This is a genomic window from Sediminibacillus sp. JSM 1682029 (assembly GCF_041366435.1).
Classification (GTDB): domain Bacteria; phylum Bacillota; class Bacilli; order Bacillales; family Amphibacillaceae; genus Sediminibacillus; species Sediminibacillus terrae.
Map to the genome: position 1 here is coordinate 88098 of NZ_JBEWYY010000002.1, position 22174 is coordinate 110271.

The window sequence follows — 22174 nt, forward strand, 5'->3', positions numbered from 1 at the left end:
GAATAGGCTTGCGTTTCAATCAGGCTGTTCAGACAAAAGTTGCACCGTTTCCTGCTACTTTTCAGATTCACCCGCAGCACCTGTGTCTGATCCGCCAGTCCCGTGCGCTTTTCCGGGGTTACTGCACTGTGCTTTAGTCATTTTCATGTTTGTCTTGGTTATCGTTCAAATCCCCACCCGCTGTATTCTTTTTCCTTCTATTCATGTCTATTACCATGTCCCCTACACCCATGGCGATAAAGCCGTTCAAAACACCAAAAACCATGAGGATGCTGCCTCCTCCAGTGAAGAAGGACATCACCAGCACTGCAATGCTGTAAACAGCAAAAATCAATCCCAATATGTATAAAATCCGTCCTACGTTCATTTTCTCTCTCCTTTGATTTTCTACCCTTTTATTAAATCAACAGCTGCTAAAAAAATGGTTTGTTTGTTAATAGTCTCAGTTCTTATTCCCCCGTTGCTCTTCGCTTATCATTTTTCACAGAAAGAATCATAAAATATATTCCGGTTATACCTAGAATTATTGCAACTGTTAATGGTGCCGTTCCTATTTCTCTCAAAGCAGTGCCGAAAATACCATAACGGCCGTCCCAACTCGTATCGGCCAATACTTGGGCATAGATCGAGGCAGCGATCAAAGTGAACCCATAAACGATTGCGCCAGACACAAAGATAGCGAGGCCAATAAGTGTCTTTCTCATCCAGCCACCCTCCCAACTCTTTTTACTGTATAAAATAAGACAAGACCAAATCTGTTGCGATTTGGTCTGCTGATGTCTTAGGCTTATATACCTGACGGGCTCCGTCACAAGCATGAATCACTTAATTATAATCCGCCTCTTTCAACTTTTGTAAGCCGGATACTCAAATGAATTAATAGATCGGTGTATTATCACTCGATGTATTTTCTAATATTTCTTTCAAACGGGCCAGGAATTGGCCACAGATCAATCCATCCAATACCCGGTGATCCAGTGAAAGACAAAGATTAACCATATCTCTTGCGGCGAACATATCATCAATAATCACGGGGCGTTTTACAATGGACTCAACCTGCAAGATAGCGGCCTGCGGATGATTGATAACTCCCATTGACTGGACAGAACCAAACGAGCCGGTGTTATTAACTGTGAATGTTCCACCTTCCATATCTTGGGCAGTCAGTTTTCCGTTTCTCGCTTTACTGGCCAGACCGTGTATATCCTTGGCGATACCTTTGATGCTTTTCTCATCTGCCGCTTTTATAACAGGTACAAACAATTCTTGTTCTTTAGCGACAGCAATGGAAATATTTACGTCTTTATGCTGGATGATCTTGTCTCCGGCCCAAGAGCTGTTGAGCTGCGGGAATTCCTTCAGCGCTTTCGATACAGCCTTCACAAAAAAGGCAAAGAACGTAAGACCGAAGCCTTCCTCCTGTTTAAATCGGTCTTTTACAGAATTTCGGTATTTTACCAGATTCGTTACATCCACCTCCACCATCATCCAAGCATGGGGTATTTCGGTCTTGGCCTTCACCATATTGTTGGCTATTGCCTTGCGTACTCCGGTCACCGGAATTTCCTTCGCTCCTTCACTTGTATGTACTTGCTGCTTTGATTCCGGGATTGTGGCATTGCCGCTGGCATTTTCCGCCGGCACGTTGCTTTCAGCGGGTTGTTCCTGCTTTCTGTCCATCCCTCCAGAAGCGATTATCTTTTCGATATCTTTCCGTGTGATCCTGCCGCCTTTTCCGCTTCCTTCCACTTCATCGAGTTGAATATCGTTTTCCTGCGCAAGCCGCATGACCGCCGGAGAATATCTCTTTTTCATCGATGATTCTTCCGACTTTGGTTCAGGAGCAACTGTGTTCCCGGTTGTATTTGTGTTCGCTTCTTCAACAGCGGTTTCGCCGCTCTCCCCGCCTGCCACTTCGATATAACACATCAAATCACCGACAGCTACCGTTTCGCCTTCTTCAGCTGCAATCTCTGTCAGTGTACCTGTAAATGATGAAGGCACCTCCGCATTTACCTTGTCTGTCATTACTTCCGCGATAGGATCATACTTATTGACATGATCACCAGGCTTTACGAGCCACTGGCTGATTGTCCCTTCTGTCACACTTTCGCCAAGCTGAGGCATATTGATTTTTTCTATTGACACAGCGTTCCCTCCTCGTCTTTAAAATTCCGCCAATTCACGCATTGCTTTTTCCACTTTGTCCGGATTGACCATGAAGTGTTTTTCCATTGTCGGAGCATATGGCATAGCAGGTACATCCGGTCCTGCAAGCCGCTGAATTGGCGCATCCAACTCAAATAAACATTCTTCCGCAATGATTGCTGCTACTTCCCCTATGATGCTTCCTTCTTTGTTATCCTCTGTTAGCAATAGTACTTTTCCTGTCTTGGATGCTGCTTCCACAATAGCTTCCCGATCAAGCGGGTACACGGTCCGAAGATCTAAAATGTGGGCATCGATACCTTCCTGCTCCAGCTTTTCTGCTGCCTGTAATGCGAAATGGACACATAGACCATAGGTTATCACTGTAATATCTGATCCATCTCTTTTTACGTCGGCTTTCCCCAATGGAAGAGTATAGTCCTCATCCGGCACTTCCCCTTTGATCAACCGGTAAGCGCGTTTATGTTCAAAAAACAAGACGGGATCATCATCCCGGATGGCGGCTTTTAACAATCCCTTGACATCATATGGAGTGGAAGGCATGACAATTTTCAAACCTGGTTGATTGGCAAAAATGGCTTCGATGGACTGGGAATGGTACAACGCTCCATGAACCCCTCCGCCGTAAGGTGCCCGTATCGTGATGGGACAGTCCCAATCGTTGTTTGACCGGTACCTTATTTTTGCAGCTTCCGATATAATCTGATTAACCGCAGGCATGATGAAATCGGCAAACTGCATCTCAGCCACCGGTCTCATACCGTACATGGCTGCACCGATTCCTACACCGGCGATAGCTGATTCAGCGAGTGGCGTATCAAGCACTCTTGCTTCTCCGAATTTTTCATATAGTCCGTCCGTAGCACGGAATACGCCGCCTCTTTTTCCGACATCTTCCCCTAGGACAAATACTTTCTGATCCCGTTCCATCTCTTCTGACAAAGCCTGCGTTACAGCTTGTATATAAGACTTAACTGGCATTAAAAACCCTCCTCACTCTGCATAAACATAATTAAAGATCGTTTCCGGTTCTGCATAAGCTGCATTTTCGGCATAATCTGTCGCTTCATTGACCAATTTCATGATTTCATCCTGCATTTCCTGCTCTTTTTCCTCGGTCAAAATTCCGAGTTCACGCAGATACGCTGAAAACGTATGAATGGAATCCTCTTGACGGGCAGCTTCCACTTCTTCCTTTTCTCGATAAGTGCGGTCGTCGTCATCACTGGAATGGGCCGTAAGCCTGTAAGAAACAGCTTCTATCAGGCTAGGTCCTTCTCCTTGCCTGCCTCTGTCAGCCGCCTGTTTGACAGCTTCATATACCGCAAGTGGATCATTGCCGTCGACAGTGATGCCAGGCATGCCATACCCTTGAGCACGGTCAGAGACTTTTTCACAGGCAAGCTGTTTGCTTACCGGTACGGATATGGCATATTTATTGTTTTCCACCATGAAGATGACCGGCAATTTATGAACGCCTGCAAAATTTGCTCCTTCGTGAAAATCCCCTTGGTTGGACGAACCTTCGCCAAAGGTCACAAGGCTGACAAAATCCTTTTCTTCCATTTTCCCGGCAAGAGCTATCCCGACTGCATGCGGAACCTGAGTGGTCACAGGGGAAGAGCCTGTAACAATGCGGTTTTTCTTTTGTCCGAAGTGTCCCGGCATTTGTCTGCCGCCGGAATTTGGATCTTCCGCTTTTGCAAATCCGGACAGCATCAATTCTTTCGCTGTCATTCCGAATGCAAGGACCACACCCATATCCCGATAGTAAGGAAGTGCATAGTCTTTGTTACGATCCAAAGCAAAAGCTGCACCGACCTGGGCTGCTTCCTGTCCCTGACATGAAATGACAAAAGGAATTTTCCCCGCCCGGTTCAGCAGCCACATCCGCTCGTCAATTCTTCTTGCCAAAAGCATCGTGCGGTACATATCAAGTACTTGCTCATCACTCAAACCAAGTTTCTCATGTCTATTCTCCGTCATTGTTGTTCCCTCCTTGCTATTATCCATGTATTTGATTTCCATCCACAGCCAACGACGCTTCACCAATTGCTTCCGATAAAGTAGGATGTGGATGAATGGTTTCTCCGATTTCCCATGGAGTGGCATCAAGTACTTTTGCCAATCCTGCCTCTGAAATCATGTCCGTCACATGTGGGCCGATCATATGGACACCGAGAATGTCATCGGTCGCTTTATCGGCTATAACCTTGACAAAACCCGCTGATTCACCATGAACAAGTGCTTTGCCGATAGCTGTAAATGGCATCTTGCCGGTTTTCACCTGAAACCCTTTTTCTTTTGCTTCGGATTCCGTAAGGCCGACACTAGCAGCTTCAGGACTTGAGTAGACACAGGAAGGTATTTGCTCATAGCGAATCGGTTCTGGTTTTTGGTCAGCCATATGTTCAACAGCCTTTATCCCTTCGTGGGAAGCCACGTGGGCAAGCTGCATGCCCCCTATTACATCCCCTATTGCATAAATGTGTGATTCTTTGGTCTGATAGGCTTCATTAACTTGAATAACGCCCCTGTCGGTTACGACAATGTCCGTATTTTCCAGTCCAATATTGGCTATATTGGCTTCTCTGCCCACCGATACCAGCATTTTGTCAGCAGAGAATGTTTCCTGCTTGCCGTTGATATCCGCAATGATTTCAATCCCCGCTTCTTTTCGGAGTGATTCTGGCGCCACTTTTGCGCTAGTATGGATGGTTATATTTTTTTGCTTGAGCTGGCGGGCCATTTCCTTGGCTACATCTTCATCCTCCGTAGGTAAGATTCTGTCCATGTATTCGATTACATCGACTTTTACTCCAAAGTCAGCCAGCATCGAGGCCCATTCAATCCCGATGACTCCACCGCCGACTATGACCATGGAATCAGGCAGTTTTTCCATTTGCAACGCATGGTCAGAAGACATCACCAGTTCTCCATCCAGTTCCAAACCAGGCAATGTCTTCGGTTTGGAGCCTGTGGCGATGATTAGGTTCTTCGGTACCAACATTTCGTTTTCGTCGCCGTTGTCGAATTCCACCGAAACCGTGCCGGCGGTAGGAGAAAAAATAGATGGTCCCAACACCCTGCCCGTCCCTTCGTAAACATCGATTTTGCCTTTTTTCATCAATCCCTGAACACCTTTATGTAATGTATCGATAATATTTTGTTTGCGTTCTTGGATTTTCAAAAAGTCGATGACGGGTTCCGAAACCCTTACCCCATACTTATCCGCTTCTTTTGTCTGCCGGAAAACTTCTGCACTCCGCAGCAGTGCTTTCGATGGAATACAGCCTTGATGAAGACATGTTCCGCCCAGTTTCCCTTTTTCTACGACAGCGGTTTTCAAACCGAGCTGGGAAGCCCGGATAGCAGCTACATAACCACCAGTTCCGCCACCTATTATCACTAAATCATAATCTTGTGCCATACACTCACTCCTTATTTATGCAGGATTAGGATATTCCTTCGGTTCTTCTTCTCCAGTCAGTACGCGCATAGTTCCTTCCGCAAGCGCCTGCAGCTCATTTTCTCCAGGATAGACCATGACATCGGCAATCCAGTTAACCCGCTCTGCTATCATCTCTACGAATGCTTTCCCATAAGCCAGCCCTCCGGTAAGTACAATGCCATCCACTTTGCCGTTTAACACGGCAGCCATAGAGCCAATCTCCTTGGCCACTTGATAAGCCATTGCCTGGTAGACTGCCAGGGCCTGCTCGTCACCACTTTCGATCCTCCGCTCTACTTCCTGGGCATCATTGGTTTGCAAATAACCAACCAAGCCGCCTTTTCCTACAATTTTATCCATCACTTCATCACGGAAATACTGTCCAGAAAAGCACATGGAAATCAAGTCGCCTGCAGGGACTGTACCCGCTCTTTCTGGCGAGAACGGTCCGTCTCCGTGCAAACCATTGTTGACATCGATGACACGACCGTTATCGTGGGCCCCTACGGTTATACCGCCCCCCATATGTGCAACAATCAAGCGCAATTGCCTGTATGGTTGATTCAGTTCAAGAGCAGCCCGCCTGGCGACGGCTTTCTGATTCAATGCATGAAAAATACTTTTTCTGGGGATATCGGGAACACCCGAATACCTGGCGATTTCCGCCAACTCGTCAACAACGACAGGATCGACGATAAAAGCCTGGATATTCAAGCCGGTTGCTATTTCATATGCCAAAATCCCTCCCAAATTGGAAGCATGTTCCCCATTATACCCCATGCGTAAATCCTGCAGCATTTCCTCGTTGACCTGATAGGTTCCGCCTTCAATGGGGCGGAGCAGCCCGCCCCTCCCGCAAACAGCGCTCAACTTGGAAATATTGATACCCTCCTGGTGAAGCTGTTCCAAAATGACTGCTTTACGGAATGCATATTGGTCGATTACCCGTTGAAATTGTCCAATCTCTTCAGCAGTATGCCTGATCGTTTTTTCAAACAAACATTGATGGTTGTCAAAAACTCCGATTTTTGTTGAAGTCGAACCAGGATTGATTACTAACACACGATGAACTTGTAACACCATTTCGAACCTCCGTCGCTAATCTTCCAAGTGATTATCTTCTGCTTATAATGTGATGCCCGTTGGTAAGAAACTGGCTTCTGGATTGTTTAAGCATTTCAATTCTTTCTTCTGCCATCCGATCAGCTGCTGCATAAGTCGGAATGCCATCCCGTTTGGATATGTCAAATACCCGTTCCAAATTGTCATAAATGGTTTCCACTCGTTTCATGGCCCTGTCCTGGTTATAACCGATCAATTCATCTGCCACATTGATGACACCGCCAGCATTTATTACGTAATCAGGAGCATATACGATTCCTTTTTCATGAAGGATATCGCCATGTTTCGTATCCTTAAGCTGGTTGTTAGCCGCTCCGGCAACAACTTTCGCTTTCAATTGCGGTATCGTTTCATCATTAATAGTCGCTCCCAATGCACATGGAGCGTATATATCACAATCAACCTGATAAATATCCTCTGGATCCACCGCTTTAGCACCGTATGCTTCCACTGCACGATTGACAGATTCTTTATTGATATCCGTGACGATCAGTTGAGCCCCTTCCTCATGCAAATGGCCACACAAATTAAAAGCTACATTTCCCACACCCTGTACAGCTATGGTTTTGCCTTCCAGTGAGTCCGTCCCGAAAGCTTGCTTTGCTGCAGCCTTGATGCCTTTATATACACCGTAAGCTGTAACTGGAGAAGGATTTCCCGAAGATCCAAATTCAGGAGAAATTCCAGTAACGAAATCCGTTTCTTCGTGGATTAAATCCATATCCTTGACAGTAGTTCCTACGTCCTCTGCGGTGATATATCTGCCATTCAATCCCTGGATGAACCTTCCGAAAGCACGGAACATCGCTTCGTTCTTATCCTTTTTCGGGTCACCGATAATGACTGTTTTCCCGCCGCCGAGGTTTAGTCCCGCTGCAGCGTTTTTGTATGTCATTCCTTTAGCCAGGCGCAATGCGTCCGTAATGGCTGCTTCTTCTGAATCGTATGTCCACATTCTTGTTCCGCCCAAAGCAGGCCCTAAAGTCGTATCGTGAATCGCAACGATTGCTTTCAGCCCCGATTGCTCGTCTTGACAGAATAATAACTGTTCATAATCATAACTTTCCATGTACTTGAATATTTCCATTATCTTCTTCCTCCTTATGATAACGTGCGTAAAGCTAATGCCAACGAAAACAACTTGTTCTCGGCCGTGTCGGATCGGGATGTCAGTACAATCGGCGCTTTTGCTCCTGCAATGACAGCGGCCACCTTTGCTCCTGCAAAATAAACAAATGATTTATATAGTGCATTTCCCGTTTCAATAGTAGGTACCAGCAAAACATCCGCACATCCAGCCGTATCTGATTCGATATTTTTTTGGGCTGCCGCTTCCGCTGAAACTGCCACATCAAAAGCTAGCGGCCCATCGACCAGACAACCTGTAATTTTTCCATCCCTCTGCATCTGGGCTAGGTTGGCCGCATCCACAGTTGCCGGCATGGCTTGATTTACCTTTTCCACCGCAGCTAGTGCCGCCACTTTGGGAACTTCGATGCCAATGCTTTTCGCAACATGGACGGCATTTTTAATAATACTCGCTTTGGTTTCTAAATCTGGTGCAATGTTCATAGCTGCATCAGTCAACAGTATACAATGTTTCCGGCCAGGCACTTCAAAAAGAGCAACGTGGGACAAAACACTTTCGGTTCTAAGCCCATCCTCTTTATTCAATACAGCCTTCAACAGTGTACTGGTGTCGATGTTCCCTTTCATGACCACATCGGCTTTGCCGCTGCTCACATCCTTGACGGCTTGCTTAGCGGCCGTTTCGGGTGTGCCTGCTTCGACTATTTGCAGGCCATTTTGGATATCGATTCCAGCCCCTCCCAAAAAGCTACGGATAAAGCCGCCATCTCCATAAAGGATAAAATGACACAGGCTTTTCTCCAATCCAGCCGCGACAGCTGTCAACACTTCCTTGTCTGCAGCCTGGACCACCGCAACTTTGGGCACTGTCTGTTGTTCATTCATCGTTTGAAGAAGATCTTTTAATTGTTTCATCCAGCAACCCCCGACATTTCAAAATAAAGAGCCCAACACAAACTATGAAAAATCTTGCATGCTGTTTTTTTCAATGTTGTATTTTTCCATCTTATAATATAAATTCCGGACCGAAATACCCAGCGCTTCTGCCGTCTTCGTTTTATTAAACCGCTGCTCTTTAAAAGCCGAAGCAATAACTTGCTTTTCAAAGGCTTCAACGGCTTCCTGCAACGGCTGGCCCCGATAGCTCGTCAAATCGGTTTTTAAATTCTCTTCTGTTTGTTCTGTCGGAAGCTCCGGTAGATGATCCGAAGTGATGACCTCTTCTCCTATCTGCATTTTAATCATAGCTCTGCCAATGACATTTTCCAATTCACGGATATTCCCTGGCCAATTGTATGATTTCAAATACTTCAAAGCTTCACTGTCTAGTTCTCTTACGTTTCTTCCGTAATCCTGATTCGTCTTATCGATCAAATGATCCGCCAGCTCATCTATATCCCCGATTCGTTCCCGTAACGCCGGGATGAAAATCGGCAGCCGGTTTAATCGGTAGTATAAGTCCTCGCGAAATTCCCCATTCATGATTGCCTTTTCTAAATTGACGTTTGTCGCCGTAATAATCCGGACATCCACCCGTATTGGTTTCGTTCCCCCTACCCGGAAAATCTCGTTTTCCTGCAGGACACGAAGCAGTTTTGCCTGTAACGTTAGGCTCAATTCGCCGATTTCATCTAAAAAAATGCTGCCATTATTGGCTTCTTCAAAGTACCCGCTTTTTGCCCCTTGTTTTGAATGAGGCAGCGCACCTTCGGCATATCCAAACAATTCCCCTTCGAGTGTTTTCTCCTCCATTGCTGCACAATTGACCCTGATGAATTTGTTATTTCTGCGATTGCTTTCATTGTGGATAGCATGGGCGAACAATTCTTTCCCGGTACCGGATTCCCCTCTCAACAGAACGGTAGCTGGGGTTTTCGCCCCCACGCGTGCCTGTTCAAGCGAAAGCTTCATTTCGTTGGAGGAACCGATAATATCGTCAAACGTATATTTCGCTTCCAAGTTTCGGATGATTTGTCTCGCTCTGCGGAGTTCGCTGGATAAAGAAGTAATTTCGGACACATCGTGAAGCACCCCGACGCTGCCCTTCAGTTTGCCGTCCACGATAATCGGTGCTACATTCACCAGTACTTCTTTTTTAGCGGGACCCACTTTCATCCGGACGCCCCTTACCGGTCGTCTCGTCTGTAAAACCTTCATATGCATGCTTTCGCCTTCTGTTATATCCGTGGAGGCAGGTTTGCCGATAATATCCTTTTCGGGAAGCCCGGTTATCCTTGTATAGGCAGGATTGACCATGATACCGAGGCCATCCTCATCGACGACGCTGATTGCTTCATCGGAAGAGTGAAAAATAGCTTCGAGCATTTTTTTCACTTCTTTTAAGCCGGTCACTTGCTCAGCGAGCTCCACTACTTCTGTTATATCCCGAAAAACTGCAAAAGCCCCTTTTAAACGGTGATTCGCATCGATAATCGGTATCCGTGTAGTGATTACTTTTTTTCCGTTTTCCAAAATCAGTTTCTGATTCACTTCTTTTTTTCTCGAACGTAATACTTGAGGAAGTCTTGTTTGATCGATTACTTCCCTGATCGGTTTATGAAGAAAATTCTTTCTCGGTACATCCACTATTTGCTCGGCCCGTTTGTTTACGAATACAACCGACTCCGAATCATCGATTACAATCATACCCTCGTGGATATTGTTCATGATCAATTCTTGCGTATATGCTTCATTTTTCAATTGGGACAGCAATGTTTCTTTTTCTTCCAACAATTCTGCCGCTATGTAGGCAACTGCGCCAGGAATGACTACGGTTTCACGAGGACGTGCCTTGATCACCTCTTGCAGTACTTCTTCCGAACCTGTGGCTTCTATGACAATGTCAATCCCCCGGTCTATCCAGTCCTGCCATTTACTTCCAGTCGCTATATGATTTGCTTCGGCAGCCCTTAACCCTGGTGCATGCTTATCCGTGTCCACCAATGCAACAATCTTCATACGATTGGTTGCTATCAGCAGTTTCAGTAAAGCAGTACCGCCTTTTCCTCCGCCAATGATTAGCACTCGCTTCATCCAGCATCACACCTTGCATTTTTTTGCACACTACCATCATAAACAAACCTGCACATTTTAGCAAGAAAGACATCCATGTTTATCTCTGCTATACTACATGTGTGCAAGTATCTGTTTAGTGATTGGTTTCCGATAATGACGCTATTCTTTCTGTCTTGGATTGTTACCAGAAACGGAATTTAGGTAACCGACAATTCGGCTTGTATTAATAAGAATAAGATATCAGCTTTTTTAATCAACGAAGGAAAAGGAATAAAGGAGAAAATAGATGAGGCTTATTGCATTGCTAATTTTAATTTTACCCGGAATGGCAGCCACTTTTGGAATTAAGTTGATGAGGGATGCGTTTTTCGGAGATTTTTATCCACTGTTTTTTCACGTGGGTATTCAGTTTGCTGCTGGTTTAATCCTCTTATTGGGCGGACTGGCCTTTATAGGCGGATTTATTTTGTTCCGGGACAGAAAAAGGAATCTGACAAAGGGAAAATATAAGAACAACCGATAATTTACATCAAGGAAATACAGGAGGTCGGTCCAATGGAAGCATATCTGGACATGTTTCAGTCACAGTACCCGTTCAGCTTGTTGTCTGACGAGGAATTCGCATTCTTGACAAAGGATTCAAAAATCAAGGACTACAACGCTCATCAATTCATCATTCACGAAGATCAAAGCGAAGACGATATTGACATCCATTTTTTGATTTCTGGACTGGCAAACAGTATCATGCACCGTTCAAACGGTAAGCAATTGTCCATCCGATATTATTATCCGGGAGATTTGGCAGGGATGATGGTAGTGATGTCCAGCGGCGAAATGAAGTTTTCCGTGCAGGCAATGGAAGCTACACAGACTCTTTGTTTTCCTAAATCGGCATTCATGGCACTGATGTCTTCCAACCGCCAATTTTCCAATGTCGTTTTAGAAGGCATCAGCAGTACGATGAAAAGTTTATACCAGGAAGTCAAATATAAGAGTGCCGACTCAGATGAGGAATCGGATACCGAATTGTACACCAAAAGAGTGGATGGATACATGGAATCGCCCGTTTTCATTCATTCAACCGCTACTGTTGCCGAAGCAGCGAAAGTGTTGCAGGAACAAGAACTGGAAGGCGTCATTGTCAGCGATGATCGTAAACAAATGCTCGGCATGATCGGCTACTCGGAAATCTTGACTGCCTTTTTCCAAAACGATCAGGACCACCAGGTGGATAAATATATGAAAACAGATATTTATGCGGTAATGTCGAGTAATTTCATTTATGAAGCGCTGTCTTACTTGAAGCATCACCCGACTTCCATTATTCCCGTTTTTCATAAGGAGAATGTCGTCGGCTTTCTGCGTCAATCCTCTTTTTTCAACATACAGGACTCGATTTATTTTGATTTGACCTACCGAATTTCCAACTCAACCGGTGTGGAAGAATTGCGGAATTTATCTCCGTTTAACAACAAAGCATTTCAAACCTTCATCAGACAGCTGATTGATCAGGGCACCTTTGGTTACGAAATCTGCGAGCTGATATCCAGCGTGAATGACCGGATTCATAAGCAGGTGATCCACCTGGCCGAAGAAGAAATGAAAAACGAGGGTTATGGCACTCCTGATATCAATTATTGTTTCATTGTGATGGGATCCCAAGGAAGAAAAGAACAAGGGTTCAGCACCGATCAGGACAACGGTATCATTCTGTCCGACTATCACAATATGGAAAATGCAACGGAAATAGAGCGGTATTTCCGCCTGTTCAGCCAAAAGGTGAATCTTATGTTGGAACAGTGTGGTTTTCCGTTATGCACTGGCGGCATCATGGCAAAAGAATCAAAGTGGAGACACACTATCGGAGAGTGGTCCCTGAACCTGGAGGAATGGATTAAATCCATGGACGCACAGGAAATACGAGACTTCACCATATTCATGGATTTTCGTCCGATTTTCGGAGACTATTCGCTCGCATATCGGCTTCGGGAACAATTAACAGCAAAGGTGCAGAAAAAACTGCACGTCCATCAACTTTTGATGAAGGATACGTTGAGGTTCCGTGTGCCCTTTCAGCCTTTTGGAAGAATCATCGGAGTAGGGAAACAGCGGAATCTTAACTTGAAAAAATCGGCTATCATGCAAATCGTCAATGCAGTCAGAATTTATTCCATCCGTTATGGAATTGACAGTGTCGGCACTATCCACCGTTTGAACAGACTTACGGAAGATGAACGCTTTCATCCACGTGATGCTGAAAATGCAAAAATGGCTTTGCATCGATTACTGACTTTCCGTCTGGAACAAAACCTGTCACAGATAGATGACAACAAGCCGCTGACTAACGATATCAGCCTCCACCAATTAAATAAAGAAGAAAAACGTAAACTCCGTGAGGCCCTAGCAATCGCAAGGAGGCTGCAGCAAGTGGTGGAGTTGAGTTATAACAGGAACAGGGTGGTATAGCTTGTTACCCATTGACTTACAAATATTGAAATATTATATTTTCGAAAAACCGATGTTCCAGCAAAAAATCAAGCCATACTTCAACTGGCAGTCTTATCGAAGCCTGGCACAAAGTCTGGAAAACTTGGAAAAAGACCCTGCCATAGAAACAACCGATTTCTCTAACACGACTTTTACGGTATTTGATTTGGAAACCACAGGTTTGATTCCGGAAATCGGCCACGAAATCATTTCCATTGGCGCCATTCAACTTACTGGCACAAAGTTTTGCAGGACAGAAAAGTTTCATCAATTCATCAAACCAGTCCGACCAGTATCGAGAAGGATTAAAAATTTGACTGGTATCGACAAACACGATTTGATGAATGCCAGCCCGTTCATAGATGCTTTCAGTAACTTCCTGCATTACAGCAAGGGCACCATACTGGTTGCGCATCCGGCAAAGTTTGATATCCGATTTTTACAAACGATGGCTAAAAGATGGAAGCTCCCGGAGTATCAGCCATACGTGCTCGATTCTCAATTAATGGCCAAATGGTTGTTGCCCGGGGTTAATCACCAGTTGGATCCGTTAATCCGGAGATTGGGCATAGAAAAATTGGAGCGACATCATGCATTGAATGATGCTATCATGACGGCAGAACTATTTGAATATTTGCTTGCGGAAGCGATGGAGCGTGGTGTTTCTACATTTCAGGACCTCCACCCGATTCTCATGGATATCCAAAACAAGTAAACGAGGTGGTTCTCTTTGTTGTGGCAGTGGTATTTTTTCAACCATTGCTTGATAGGCAATCCTTTCATACCATTCAAGCCGCCGAGGGTGATAAACCCAGCTTTCTTGGATGAATCGACAGGAAGAGTCCAACATCATTATCATTCATCAATAAAAACGGAACGAGTTCGGGAGCCCAGGGGCTTTCGAACTTGTTCCGTTTTTGATTTGGCTGCCATATTCTGAAGCAGCTATATGATGAATGTTAAGTGTCACTGACCTTTGAAAAATGCTTTGTAAAGCGCCCGAACAGATGCTTCCAGTCCAGATTCTTTGATCCCGAACATCATCGCCACCTCAGAAGACCCCTGGTTGATCATTTCCAAATTAACACCGGCTTCAGCAAATGCTTCGGTTGCTTTCTGGGCCAGTCCAACCGTACTATGCATTCCTTCTCCTACGATCATTACCAATGCCAGGCCACGATCAATCGACACCATGTCGGCATCCAGTTCTTGTTTTATCCTGCGGATGACACGCTCTTCTTTCTCTGTAGGAAGTTGTGATTCCCTCATAATGACAGACATATCGTCGATACCTGAAGGCGTATGTTCAAAAGAAATGTCCTCGTCTTCCAGGATATTTAACAACTTGCGTCCGAAGCCGAGTTCTCGGTTCATCAAATACTTGCTGACGTAGAGACTGAGGAACCCTTTATCGCTGGCAATCCCCACTACCGGATTAGGGGTCATATGCTTTTCCGAAACGATCATCGTCCCCAGTCCATCCGGATTGTTCGTATTTTTAATGCAAACCGGGATGCTTGCTTTGAAAGCAGGAATCAACGCTTCATCATGGAAAACGGAAAAACCGGCGTAGGAAAGTTCACGCATCTCTTTGTATGTCAATGAAGTGATTTCCCGTGGGTTGTCTACAATGGTAGGGTTCACACAATAAACGGAGTCCACATCCGTAAAGTTTTCATATAAGTCGGCCTTTACACCTGCCGCAACAATCGAGCCAGTGATATCAGACCCGCCCCTAGGGAATGTCATCAACTTTCCTTCTTTTGTAAATCCGAAGAATCCAGGAATCACTACGATGTCTTTTCGGTTATGAAGCTTATACAGATGATCGAAACTTTCATCTAAAATTTGTGCGCTTCCCGGCTCATCGCTGACAATGATGCCTGCTTCCTTAGGATTTAAATAAGAAGCTTCCAAACCCAAGGATTGTAAGTAAACACTTAATAGCTTTGCAAGAGAATCCTCTCCAACCGCTTTGAAGGCATCCTTTTTCAACTCATTCTCATAGTCGGAATGAATCACAGAATGGATGTCTTTCCGAATTTCCTGCAAAATATCTTCAGGAAGGTCAAGTTCATCGGTAATATCCTTAAATCTTTCAATGACAAGATCGATCTCTTTTTCATAACTTTCTCCGTTTACATAAGCGGTGCATAAGTTGATCAACAAGTCAGTGACTTTTGTATCATCACTGTACCGTTTTCCTGGTGCTGAAACGACGATAACCCGCCGATCGGAATCAGCTTGTATAATACCAGCCACTTTTTTGAGCATTTTCGCACTTGCCACAGAGCTTCCGCCAAACTTAGCTACTTTCATGTCAATTACTCTCTCCATTTTTTAAATTTTGTCTCTAGTATAAAATATTAACACACTTCCGACAGAAATTCCTACTGGTAAGTAAAAGGCGGGGATTAGTGGGGATACTATCTTTATACAGGGACTCCATTCATTTTTGCTTAAAAAGCAAAAGATCGTGAGCAAAATATAAACCGAACGATCATGTTTTTTGGTTAGAAAAAAGCAAACCGTTCCGTTCTATTTCCTCATATTATCGGCAACACTTCACTCCGGAAAGGTACTTTGCTTTTCGCAATCACGGCTTCAATACATGAAGAAAGCTAAGTCGTATGGAACCAGGAGCACTTCTTATTTATTTATGGTGTTGACCGCAAGCTCCAATTTCCAAATAAAAACTTTCCGTGCTGATTTTTATCATCGTTCCTGTTTACCAACCTAACAACCAATAGAAGAATACGGTTCTATACATTTTTCTTGACCATATAGAAATCAGAACAAGAAAACCTAGCGATGGCAAGATACGGAGAGTGTTTCCATCGAACGCGTATTATATTGCTGTAGCGGCACGAAGCACGCATCAAACAACAGGATGATAAGAAGTCCCAAGCAACACAAAAAACCGAACGAATTTGATTGACATTTCAAATTCGCCCGGTTTTTGCTTTGGTGGCCATGCTTTTGTCCCAGCCACTTTGACCAACTTTACCTAAAATGTTGGATGAATGCCCCTTAGCTTGCCCGATGCTCCAGCCGTAACCTGTCGGCCACCATCGCAATGAATTCGGAATTGGTAGGTTTTGCTTTGGAAATGCTCACCGTATAACCGAAAAGAGATGAAATCGACTCCATGTTCCCTCTGCTCCACGCGACTTCAATGGCATGGCGTATAGCCCGTTCTACCCGGGATGCTGTGGTATTGTACTTTTTCGCGATATCCGGGTATAGTACCTTTGTGATCGACCCTAGTAACTCGATATCTTTGTACACCATGGTGATAGCTTCACGCAAATACATATATCCCTTGATATGGGCTGGCACCCCGATCTCATGGATGATATGAGTGATACTTGTTTCCAAATCTTTTTTCCGGTCATCGCGTCTTCCTTTTTGCTTGTTCGTGCTAATATTATCAAAAGAAGGAGCAATTCCATGCACTTGTCTGATTTGGTCGGCTAAACTGTCCAAATCAAAAGGTTTCAGTATAAAATAGGAAGCACCTAAATCAACTGCTTTTTTGGTTACTTCTTCTTGTCCGAAAGCTGTCAGCATGATGACGTTTGGATATTTTTCCTTTTCAAGTTCTTTTATTTTCCCCAATACCGCCAAGCCATCGATATGCGGCATTATGATGTCCAACACTAAAACATCCGGGTCTAGTTCTTCCAACATCTGCAGACAGTCTTTCCCATTATAGGCAGTACCGATGACCTCAATGTCTTCCTTGTCATCGAAATACTCCTCCATTAAATTAATTAGCTCCCGGTTGTCGTCGACTAAACAAACTTTAATTTTCTCCACTCCAAATTTCCTCCTTTTAGTAATTCCTCCCTGAGTTCCTCGTTATGATTTCGACACAAATGCGATATTTCCTTCTTTTCTGGAAAAAACATTGGATTTTTTTCTATTTTCTTTTAATAGCTTTTATATACTTCATTTTTCTCTCTATTACGACAATTATTTCGTCGTTACAACGCGTTTTTGTCGAAAAATCTTTATTTACTTAATTGTAGCACATCTTTTTGCAGAAGGGGATTTAATCAAAAAAATAACCCTTATCTTTGTTTCAGATAAGAGTTATTTTTCGATGTTCAGCCTGCTTTTTGTTCACTGCCATAAATATCTATACCTGCTTCATCCAGCATCCACTCGATGTGCACTCCATAACCGGAGGTCGGATCGTTGACAAATACATGGGTTACCGCGCCGATCACTTTTCCATCCTGAATGATCGGACTCCCGCTCATTCCCTGGACAATTCCTCCCGTTTGCTTTAGTAATTCCTTATCCGTAATTTTGATAATCATCCCTTTTGTGGCGGGGAACTTTTGCGGTACGCTACTGACAATTTCCACATCGAACTCTTCCACTTTTTCTCCATGGACGACTGTCAGGATTTTTGCCGGACCTTCTTTCACTTCGTGCGAAAGCGCAATAGGCATTGCTTTATCCATCTTTCCGTTCTTGATGTCTTCATCCAACTTACCGAAAACGCCGAATGGTGTATTTTTCGTAATGTTGCCTAACTTTTTTTCATCAGCCGAAAACTCAGCCCGTTTTTCCCCTGGAGTCCCATTATTCCCTTTCTCAATAGCTTTAATGTTGGAGCGGACAATTGTTCCTTTATGAATTTCTATCGGTTTTCGGGTATCCATATCGGAAATGACATGGCCCAAAGCCCCATACTTTTTGGATACCGGATCGTAAAAGGTCATTGTTCCGATACCTGCTGCTGAATCCCTTATATACAATCCTATCCGGTAATCATCCTCTTTGGCATCCAAGTAAGGTGTCAGTTCAGTATCAAACGTTTTGTCGCCACGCTTTACGGTGACCTGCAGTGGTTTCCCATCATTCCCTGCTTTTTCTACGAAAGGAGCCACTTCCGCTATCTTCTTTATTTCTTGTCCATTTATTTTCAACAGGATGTCGCCCACCTGAATATCCGCTTCCTCGCCTGGGGAAACCTTTCCTTCAGCGGTTGTAATTTGATGGTGACCCACTACCAGAACACCGAGGGTATGAAGATTGACGCCGATGGACTGTCCACCCGGTATGATACGAAAATCATCCAAAACATCGACATTCACTTTTTTAATTGGCAATCCAGCCAGTTCATAGACAATGTCAGCCGTCCCCATCCCTTTTGCAGCAAAGGACGCTTTACCTGCTTCCTCTATGACATCTTCATCACTGCTGGCCATCGAGACATGCGTGCTGACAGCTGGCATATGGATTCCTTCCTGGTTCATAAATGTAGTGATATGACCAGGTATCATGAGAAAATCTTTAACCGGTAAAAAAGGAATACACAGGAAAGCAACAAGGAGCGTTATTCCTATGCCATTGCGAAATCCTTTAAATTTCATGCTTCACTCTCCTCGTTCCTAACCCATACCAATAATTTTATTTCTGTAGTCCTAATTTGGCCTTACAGCTGCTTTTTTAAACACTGTAAAGATGAGAAATGCCGGCGATAATTTCCTTATATGCTTGGAATTAATCGTTTAAAAAAAGGGATAATATAAAAGAAAAGCGCAATTGCCTGTTTAAAAGGCTACATTAGCCGTGACCTGCAGCATTGCCCGCGCGAAATACACCGTATTCCTGGCCTCCGGCAAACTCAAGACCGGCGGAACTTTCATTTTTTTAAAATGAATCCATATGAAAACCCTTGCCGGCGGCAAGGGTCATCCTTGATCTTTTTTGAATTTTTCTGCAAGCTTAATCAATTCTCTGGCATGTTCCTTCGTCGTGTCCGTCATTTCTGCTCCGGTGATCATCCGGCTGATCTCTTCCACGGAAGATTCCGTATCCAGTTCCACGACAGAAGTGCTCGTCCTTTCATCTGATACATGCTTTTCAATTAAAAGATGGGTATCTGCCATCGATGCGACCTGTGGGAGATGGGAAATACATAAAACCTGGGAGCCGCTCGAGATGCCGTGAATTTTTTCCGCAATCGCCTGCGCCACCCGTCCGCTTACTCCGGTATCAACCTCGTCAAAGATGACACTGGTCACCCCCTGGTGCTTGGAAAAGATTTTTTTCAGGGCTAACATGATTCTGGATAGCTCTCCACCTGATGCCACTTTATTGATTTCTTTGAGCGGCTCCCCTGGATTGGTAGTGATCAAAAATTTCACAAGGTCAAACCCATTGGCCTGCATACTGACAGGAATTCCTTCTAATTGCGGATCCCCTTCTTTTCCCCGTCTCATTTGTATATCGACCCCGAATGCCGCTTTTTCTAAGTAAAGATCTTTCAGTTCTTGGTGTATGGAGTCAGACAAGGTTTCTGCAGCCTTTTTTCGGATATCATGCATTTGCCTCGCTTCCAAAAGAGCATCTTCCCCAAGTTCTGCAATTTGATTTTGCAGCTTGGATAAATGGGATTCACGATTGGTAATTTGATCAATTTCATCTTCGACTTCGGCTGCGTATTCCAGTATTTCCGTTACTGTTTGGCCATATTTCTTTTTTAAGCGGTTGATTTCATTCAACCGACTTTCTATGACATTCAATCGTTCCGGGTCGAATTCCATGGAGTCGAGGAAATTCCGCAAATCAAATGTGAATTCCTCGAGTACGTAATAGTGATTAGAAAACTCTTCTTTTTTAGAAGCGACTTCTTCATCATACTCACTTGCACTTTCCAAACCGTTCAATGCAAGCGAAAGCCAATCAAGCCCTTTCTGCTCACCATACAGCGCATTGTAAGCATCATGTATTCCTTGATATATTTTTTCATAATTGTTCAGCTTGTCGCGTTCTTCGCTTAACGTTTCATCTTCCAGTGGAGACAGTTCTGCCTCTTGAATTTCATTCAACTGAAATTCCAGTAAATCGAGCCGCTGAACCATCTCCTGCTCATTTTCACTTAGTTCCCGATAACGCTTCCTTAACGCTTGGAATTTGTCAAACAGTCGGAGATAATCTGATTTTACTTGTCCCAGCTCGTCTCTTACATAAAGATCCAGCAATTCAATATGCCTGTCCACTTCCATTAATGATTGCGTCTCGTGTTGGCTGTGTATATCGATAAGCGTCTTACCGAATTCTTTCAATATCGCCAATGTGACTAATTTTCCGTTCACTCTGCAAATACTTTTCCCATTGGCAGTAATCGTACGGTGAAGGACAATCATGCCGTCTTCATTGATATCTATCCCAAAATGGCGCCCTTTTTCATAAATAGGATGATGGGGATCATCCATGATGAATAAACCTTCTATATCGGCTTTCTTTGCACCATACCTGACAAACTCTACCGACCCTCTGCCGCCGGTCAATAATTGGACGGCATCGATAATGATCGATTTGCCTGCCCCGGTTTCGCCTGTTAACACAGTCAAGCCTTCATTGAATGTGATCGATATTTCATCAATTATCGCGAAATCCTTGATAGACAATTCAGTTAACAAGTAAAAGCCACCTCATTTTTTTTAAAGTAAACCTGTTATAACATTTCCAACAGTCTGTTTTTGATTTTTTGTGTGTCCTTTTCGGTACGGCAGATGATCAAACAAGTATCATCGCCACATATCGTCCCCATGATTTCCGTCCAATCAAGGTTGTCGATCAGCGCCCCGAGTGCTTGTGCATTCCCAGGAAGGGTTTTTAATACAATAAAATACCCGGCTGTATCGATTCGGACAAATGCATCCATTATCAACCGTCTAAGTTTCTCCAGCGGATTGAAGCGCTGGTCGGCAGGAAGACTGTATTTATATTGGCCATCAACGGTCGGCACTTTGACAAGGTGCAATTCTTTAATATCCCTGGAAACAGTAGCCTGCGTGACATTGTATCCCAAGTCACGCAGCTGCTCTACAAGTTCGTCCTGGGTTTCAATATCGTTATCGGTTATCAACTCTCTAATTTTTATATGCCGTTGCCCTTTTGTCATTTTCCCCCTCCTTCATTTAAAAAAATCTTGATTCTCCATATTTAGATCGACAAAGGAAAAGGGCTACAGAAAATGTAGCCCTGCTTATACATGTTTCTGATGTGTCTCGTGTGCTTCCTTGACTACAAGGTCCATTTCGACATCAGGCATGTTATTTCCTGCTTCTCCTCCATCATAAACAAAATAGGCTAAAAACTCGATATTTCCGTCCCCTCCGGTAATGGGGGAGAAGGTGAGTCCTTTAACTGAAAACCCCTCTGCCACGGCAAATGAGAGGATGTCCCTCAAAACTTGGCGATGTACAGCCGCATCCCTGACAATCCCTTTTCGGCCTACCTGTTCTCGCCCTGCTTCGAATTGCGGCTTGATTAAAGCGACAATTTCCCCTTTGTTTTTGATCAGATTCGCCAGCACTGGAAGAATCAGCTTCAAAGAGATAAAGGAAACGTCGATGGATGCAAAATCCGGTATCCCTTTTTTCAGCATGTCCGGTTTTACATACCGAAAATTCGTCCTTTCCATCACTTCTACTCTTTCATCATTTCTCAGTTTCCAATCCAGCTGGTTATAACCGACATCTATTGCATAACTAAATTCGGCCCCATTTTGCAAGGCACAATCTGTAAAACCACCTGTAGACGAACCAATATCGATCACTTTTTTTCCATGAAGATCAATGCCGAAATGCTTGATGGCTTTTTCTAATTTCAATCCGCCTCTGCCCACATACGGAAACAACTTACCCTTCACGGTTAGTGGTATATCTTCATCCACTTTCACTCCAGGCTTGTCCAGACGGGTATGTTCAGAATAGACTAGACCGGCCATGATGGAGCGTTTGGCCTTCTCTCGTGTTTCAATCAACCCTCTGTCAACCAACAGAGTGTCAAGCCTTGTTTTTTTACTCAAAATCG

Annotated in this window: 19 protein-coding genes; 3 read left to right on the plus strand and 16 right to left on the minus strand. The window is 44.2% G+C overall.

What is annotated here, in order from left to right:
- Positions 1–133: 133 nt before the first annotated feature.
- From ABVF09_RS04310 to ABVF09_RS04355, 10 genes are all read right to left on the minus strand, one after another.
- The gene (locus ABVF09_RS04310; RefSeq protein ID WP_371068691.1) at positions 134–367 is read right to left on the minus strand and encodes a hypothetical protein; all 234 of its coding nucleotides are present in this window, start codon (positions 365–367) and stop codon (positions 134–136) included.
- A gap of 82 nt (positions 368–449) precedes the next feature.
- Entirely contained in the window at positions 450–704 is a 255-nt protein-coding gene (locus ABVF09_RS04315; protein WP_026771195.1) for a hypothetical protein, read from the minus strand.
- Between the two features lie 172 nt (positions 705–876).
- Entirely contained in the window at positions 877–2127 is a 1251-nt protein-coding gene (locus ABVF09_RS04320) for a dihydrolipoamide acetyltransferase family protein (protein WP_371068785.1), read from the minus strand.
- 39 nt (positions 2128–2166) lie between these two features.
- Positions 2167–3150 carry an alpha-ketoacid dehydrogenase subunit beta gene (locus tag ABVF09_RS04325; RefSeq protein WP_153461513.1) on the minus strand — a complete coding sequence of 328 codons (984 nt, stop codon included), beginning with the start codon at positions 3148–3150 and terminating at the stop codon, positions 2167–2169.
- 12 nt (positions 3151–3162) lie between these two features.
- On the minus strand, positions 3163–4155 hold the full coding sequence (locus tag ABVF09_RS04330) for a thiamine pyrophosphate-dependent dehydrogenase E1 component subunit alpha (RefSeq protein WP_026570010.1): 993 nt from the start codon (positions 4153–4155) through the stop codon (positions 3163–3165).
- 19 nt (positions 4156–4174) lie between these two features.
- Complete coding sequence (gene lpdA / locus ABVF09_RS04335; RefSeq protein WP_153461515.1) at positions 4175–5599, minus strand: dihydrolipoyl dehydrogenase; 1425 nt, start codon at positions 5597–5599, stop codon at positions 4175–4177.
- 15 nt (positions 5600–5614) lie between these two features.
- The gene (gene buk / locus ABVF09_RS04340) at positions 5615–6703 is read right to left on the minus strand and encodes a butyrate kinase (protein ID WP_026570008.1); all 1089 of its coding nucleotides are present in this window, start codon (positions 6701–6703) and stop codon (positions 5615–5617) included.
- Positions 6704–6734: 31 nt separating this feature from the next.
- A complete protein-coding gene (bcd, locus tag ABVF09_RS04345) occupies positions 6735–7829 on the minus strand; it encodes a branched-chain amino acid dehydrogenase (RefSeq protein ID WP_026570007.1) in 1095 nt (364 codons plus the stop codon).
- A gap of 14 nt (positions 7830–7843) precedes the next feature.
- A complete protein-coding gene (locus ABVF09_RS04350) occupies positions 7844–8746 on the minus strand; it encodes a bifunctional enoyl-CoA hydratase/phosphate acetyltransferase (RefSeq protein WP_026570006.1) in 903 nt (300 codons plus the stop codon).
- Between the two features lie 42 nt (positions 8747–8788).
- Positions 8789–10864, minus strand: coding sequence for a sigma 54-interacting transcriptional regulator (locus ABVF09_RS04355; protein WP_371068692.1), 2076 nt, complete (start codon positions 10862–10864; stop codon positions 8789–8791).
- 268 nt (positions 10865–11132) lie between these two features.
- Between ABVF09_RS04355 and ABVF09_RS04360 the strand changes: the two genes are divergently transcribed.
- The 3 genes from ABVF09_RS04360 to ABVF09_RS04370 are packed head-to-tail and all read left to right on the plus strand — an operon-like array spanning position 11133 to position 14048.
- Positions 11133–11369, plus strand: a complete 237-nt coding sequence (locus tag ABVF09_RS04360) for a DUF2627 family protein (RefSeq protein ID WP_026570004.1) — start codon at positions 11133–11135, stop codon at positions 11367–11369.
- A 32-nt stretch (positions 11370–11401) separates the two neighbouring features.
- Entirely contained in the window at positions 11402–13312 is a 1911-nt protein-coding gene (locus ABVF09_RS04365; protein WP_371068693.1) for a DUF294 nucleotidyltransferase-like domain-containing protein, read from the plus strand.
- Between the two features lies 1 nt (position 13313).
- Positions 13314–14048: a 3'-5' exonuclease gene (locus ABVF09_RS04370; protein WP_237648570.1), complete on the plus strand. Its 735-nt coding sequence runs from the start codon at positions 13314–13316 to the stop codon at positions 14046–14048.
- A 251-nt stretch (positions 14049–14299) separates the two neighbouring features.
- Here ABVF09_RS04370 and ABVF09_RS04375 read toward each other — a convergent pair whose 3' ends face one another.
- The 6 genes from ABVF09_RS04375 to ABVF09_RS04400 all read right to left on the minus strand — a co-directional run bounded on the left by ABVF09_RS04375 (position 14300) and on the right by ABVF09_RS04400 (position 22172).
- Positions 14300–15652, minus strand: a complete 1353-nt coding sequence (locus tag ABVF09_RS04375) for an aspartate kinase (RefSeq protein WP_153461523.1) — start codon at positions 15650–15652, stop codon at positions 14300–14302.
- A gap of 711 nt (positions 15653–16363) precedes the next feature.
- Complete coding sequence (spo0A, locus tag ABVF09_RS04380) at positions 16364–17152, minus strand: sporulation transcription factor Spo0A (protein WP_026570001.1); 789 nt, start codon at positions 17150–17152, stop codon at positions 16364–16366.
- 290 nt (positions 17153–17442) lie between these two features.
- Positions 17443–18720 carry a SpoIVB peptidase gene (gene spoIVB / locus ABVF09_RS04385; protein WP_371068694.1) on the minus strand — a complete coding sequence of 426 codons (1278 nt, stop codon included), beginning with the start codon at positions 18718–18720 and terminating at the stop codon, positions 17443–17445.
- 321 nt (positions 18721–19041) lie between these two features.
- On the minus strand, positions 19042–20775 hold the full coding sequence (gene recN, locus ABVF09_RS04390) for a DNA repair protein RecN (RefSeq protein WP_026569999.1): 1734 nt from the start codon (positions 20773–20775) through the stop codon (positions 19042–19044).
- A gap of 35 nt (positions 20776–20810) precedes the next feature.
- Positions 20811–21260, minus strand: coding sequence for a transcriptional regulator AhrC/ArgR (gene ahrC / locus ABVF09_RS04395; protein WP_026569998.1), 450 nt, complete (start codon positions 21258–21260; stop codon positions 20811–20813).
- Between the two features lie 84 nt (positions 21261–21344).
- Positions 21345–22172: a TlyA family RNA methyltransferase gene (locus tag ABVF09_RS04400; protein WP_035426691.1), complete on the minus strand. Its 828-nt coding sequence runs from the start codon at positions 22170–22172 to the stop codon at positions 21345–21347.
- Positions 22173–22174 lie beyond the last annotated feature (2 nt).

Coding starts and splice junctions, on each gene's coding strand:
- ABVF09_RS04310 (WP_371068691.1), bottom strand. CDS start 367: ATGAACGTAGGACGGATTTTATACATATTGGGATTGATTTTTGCTGTT.
- ABVF09_RS04315 (WP_026771195.1), bottom strand. CDS start 704: ATGAGAAAGACACTTATTGGCCTCGCTATCTTTGTGTCTGGCGCAATC.
- ABVF09_RS04320 (WP_371068785.1), bottom strand. CDS start 2,127: ATGCCTCAGCTTGGCGAAAGTGTGACAGAAGGGACAATCAGCCAGTGG.
- ABVF09_RS04325 (WP_153461513.1), bottom strand. CDS start 3,150: ATGCCAGTTAAGTCTTATATACAAGCTGTAACGCAGGCTTTGTCAGAA.
- ABVF09_RS04330 (WP_026570010.1), bottom strand. CDS start 4,155: ATGACGGAGAATAGACATGAGAAACTTGGTTTGAGTGATGAGCAAGTA.
- lpdA (WP_153461515.1), bottom strand. CDS start 5,599: ATGGCACAAGATTATGATTTAGTGATAATAGGTGGCGGAACTGGTGGT.
- buk (WP_026570008.1), bottom strand. CDS start 6,703: ATGGTGTTACAAGTTCATCGTGTGTTAGTAATCAATCCTGGTTCGACT.
- bcd (WP_026570007.1), bottom strand. CDS start 7,829: ATGGAAATATTCAAGTACATGGAAAGTTATGATTATGAACAGTTATTA.
- ABVF09_RS04350 (WP_026570006.1), bottom strand. CDS start 8,746: ATGAAACAATTAAAAGATCTTCTTCAAACGATGAATGAACAACAGACA.
- ABVF09_RS04355 (WP_371068692.1), bottom strand. CDS start 10,864: ATGAAGCGAGTGCTAATCATTGGCGGAGGAAAAGGCGGTACTGCTTTA.
- ABVF09_RS04360 (WP_026570004.1), top strand. CDS start 11,133: ATGAGGCTTATTGCATTGCTAATTTTAATTTTACCCGGAATGGCAGCC.
- ABVF09_RS04365 (WP_371068693.1), top strand. CDS start 11,402: ATGGAAGCATATCTGGACATGTTTCAGTCACAGTACCCGTTCAGCTTG.
- ABVF09_RS04375 (WP_153461523.1), bottom strand. CDS start 15,652: ATGAAAGTAGCTAAGTTTGGCGGAAGCTCTGTGGCAAGTGCGAAAATG.
- spoIVB (WP_371068694.1), bottom strand. CDS start 18,720: ATGAAATTTAAAGGATTTCGCAATGGCATAGGAATAACGCTCCTTGTT.
- ahrC (WP_026569998.1), bottom strand. CDS start 21,260: ATGACAAAAGGGCAACGGCATATAAAAATTAGAGAGTTGATAACCGAT.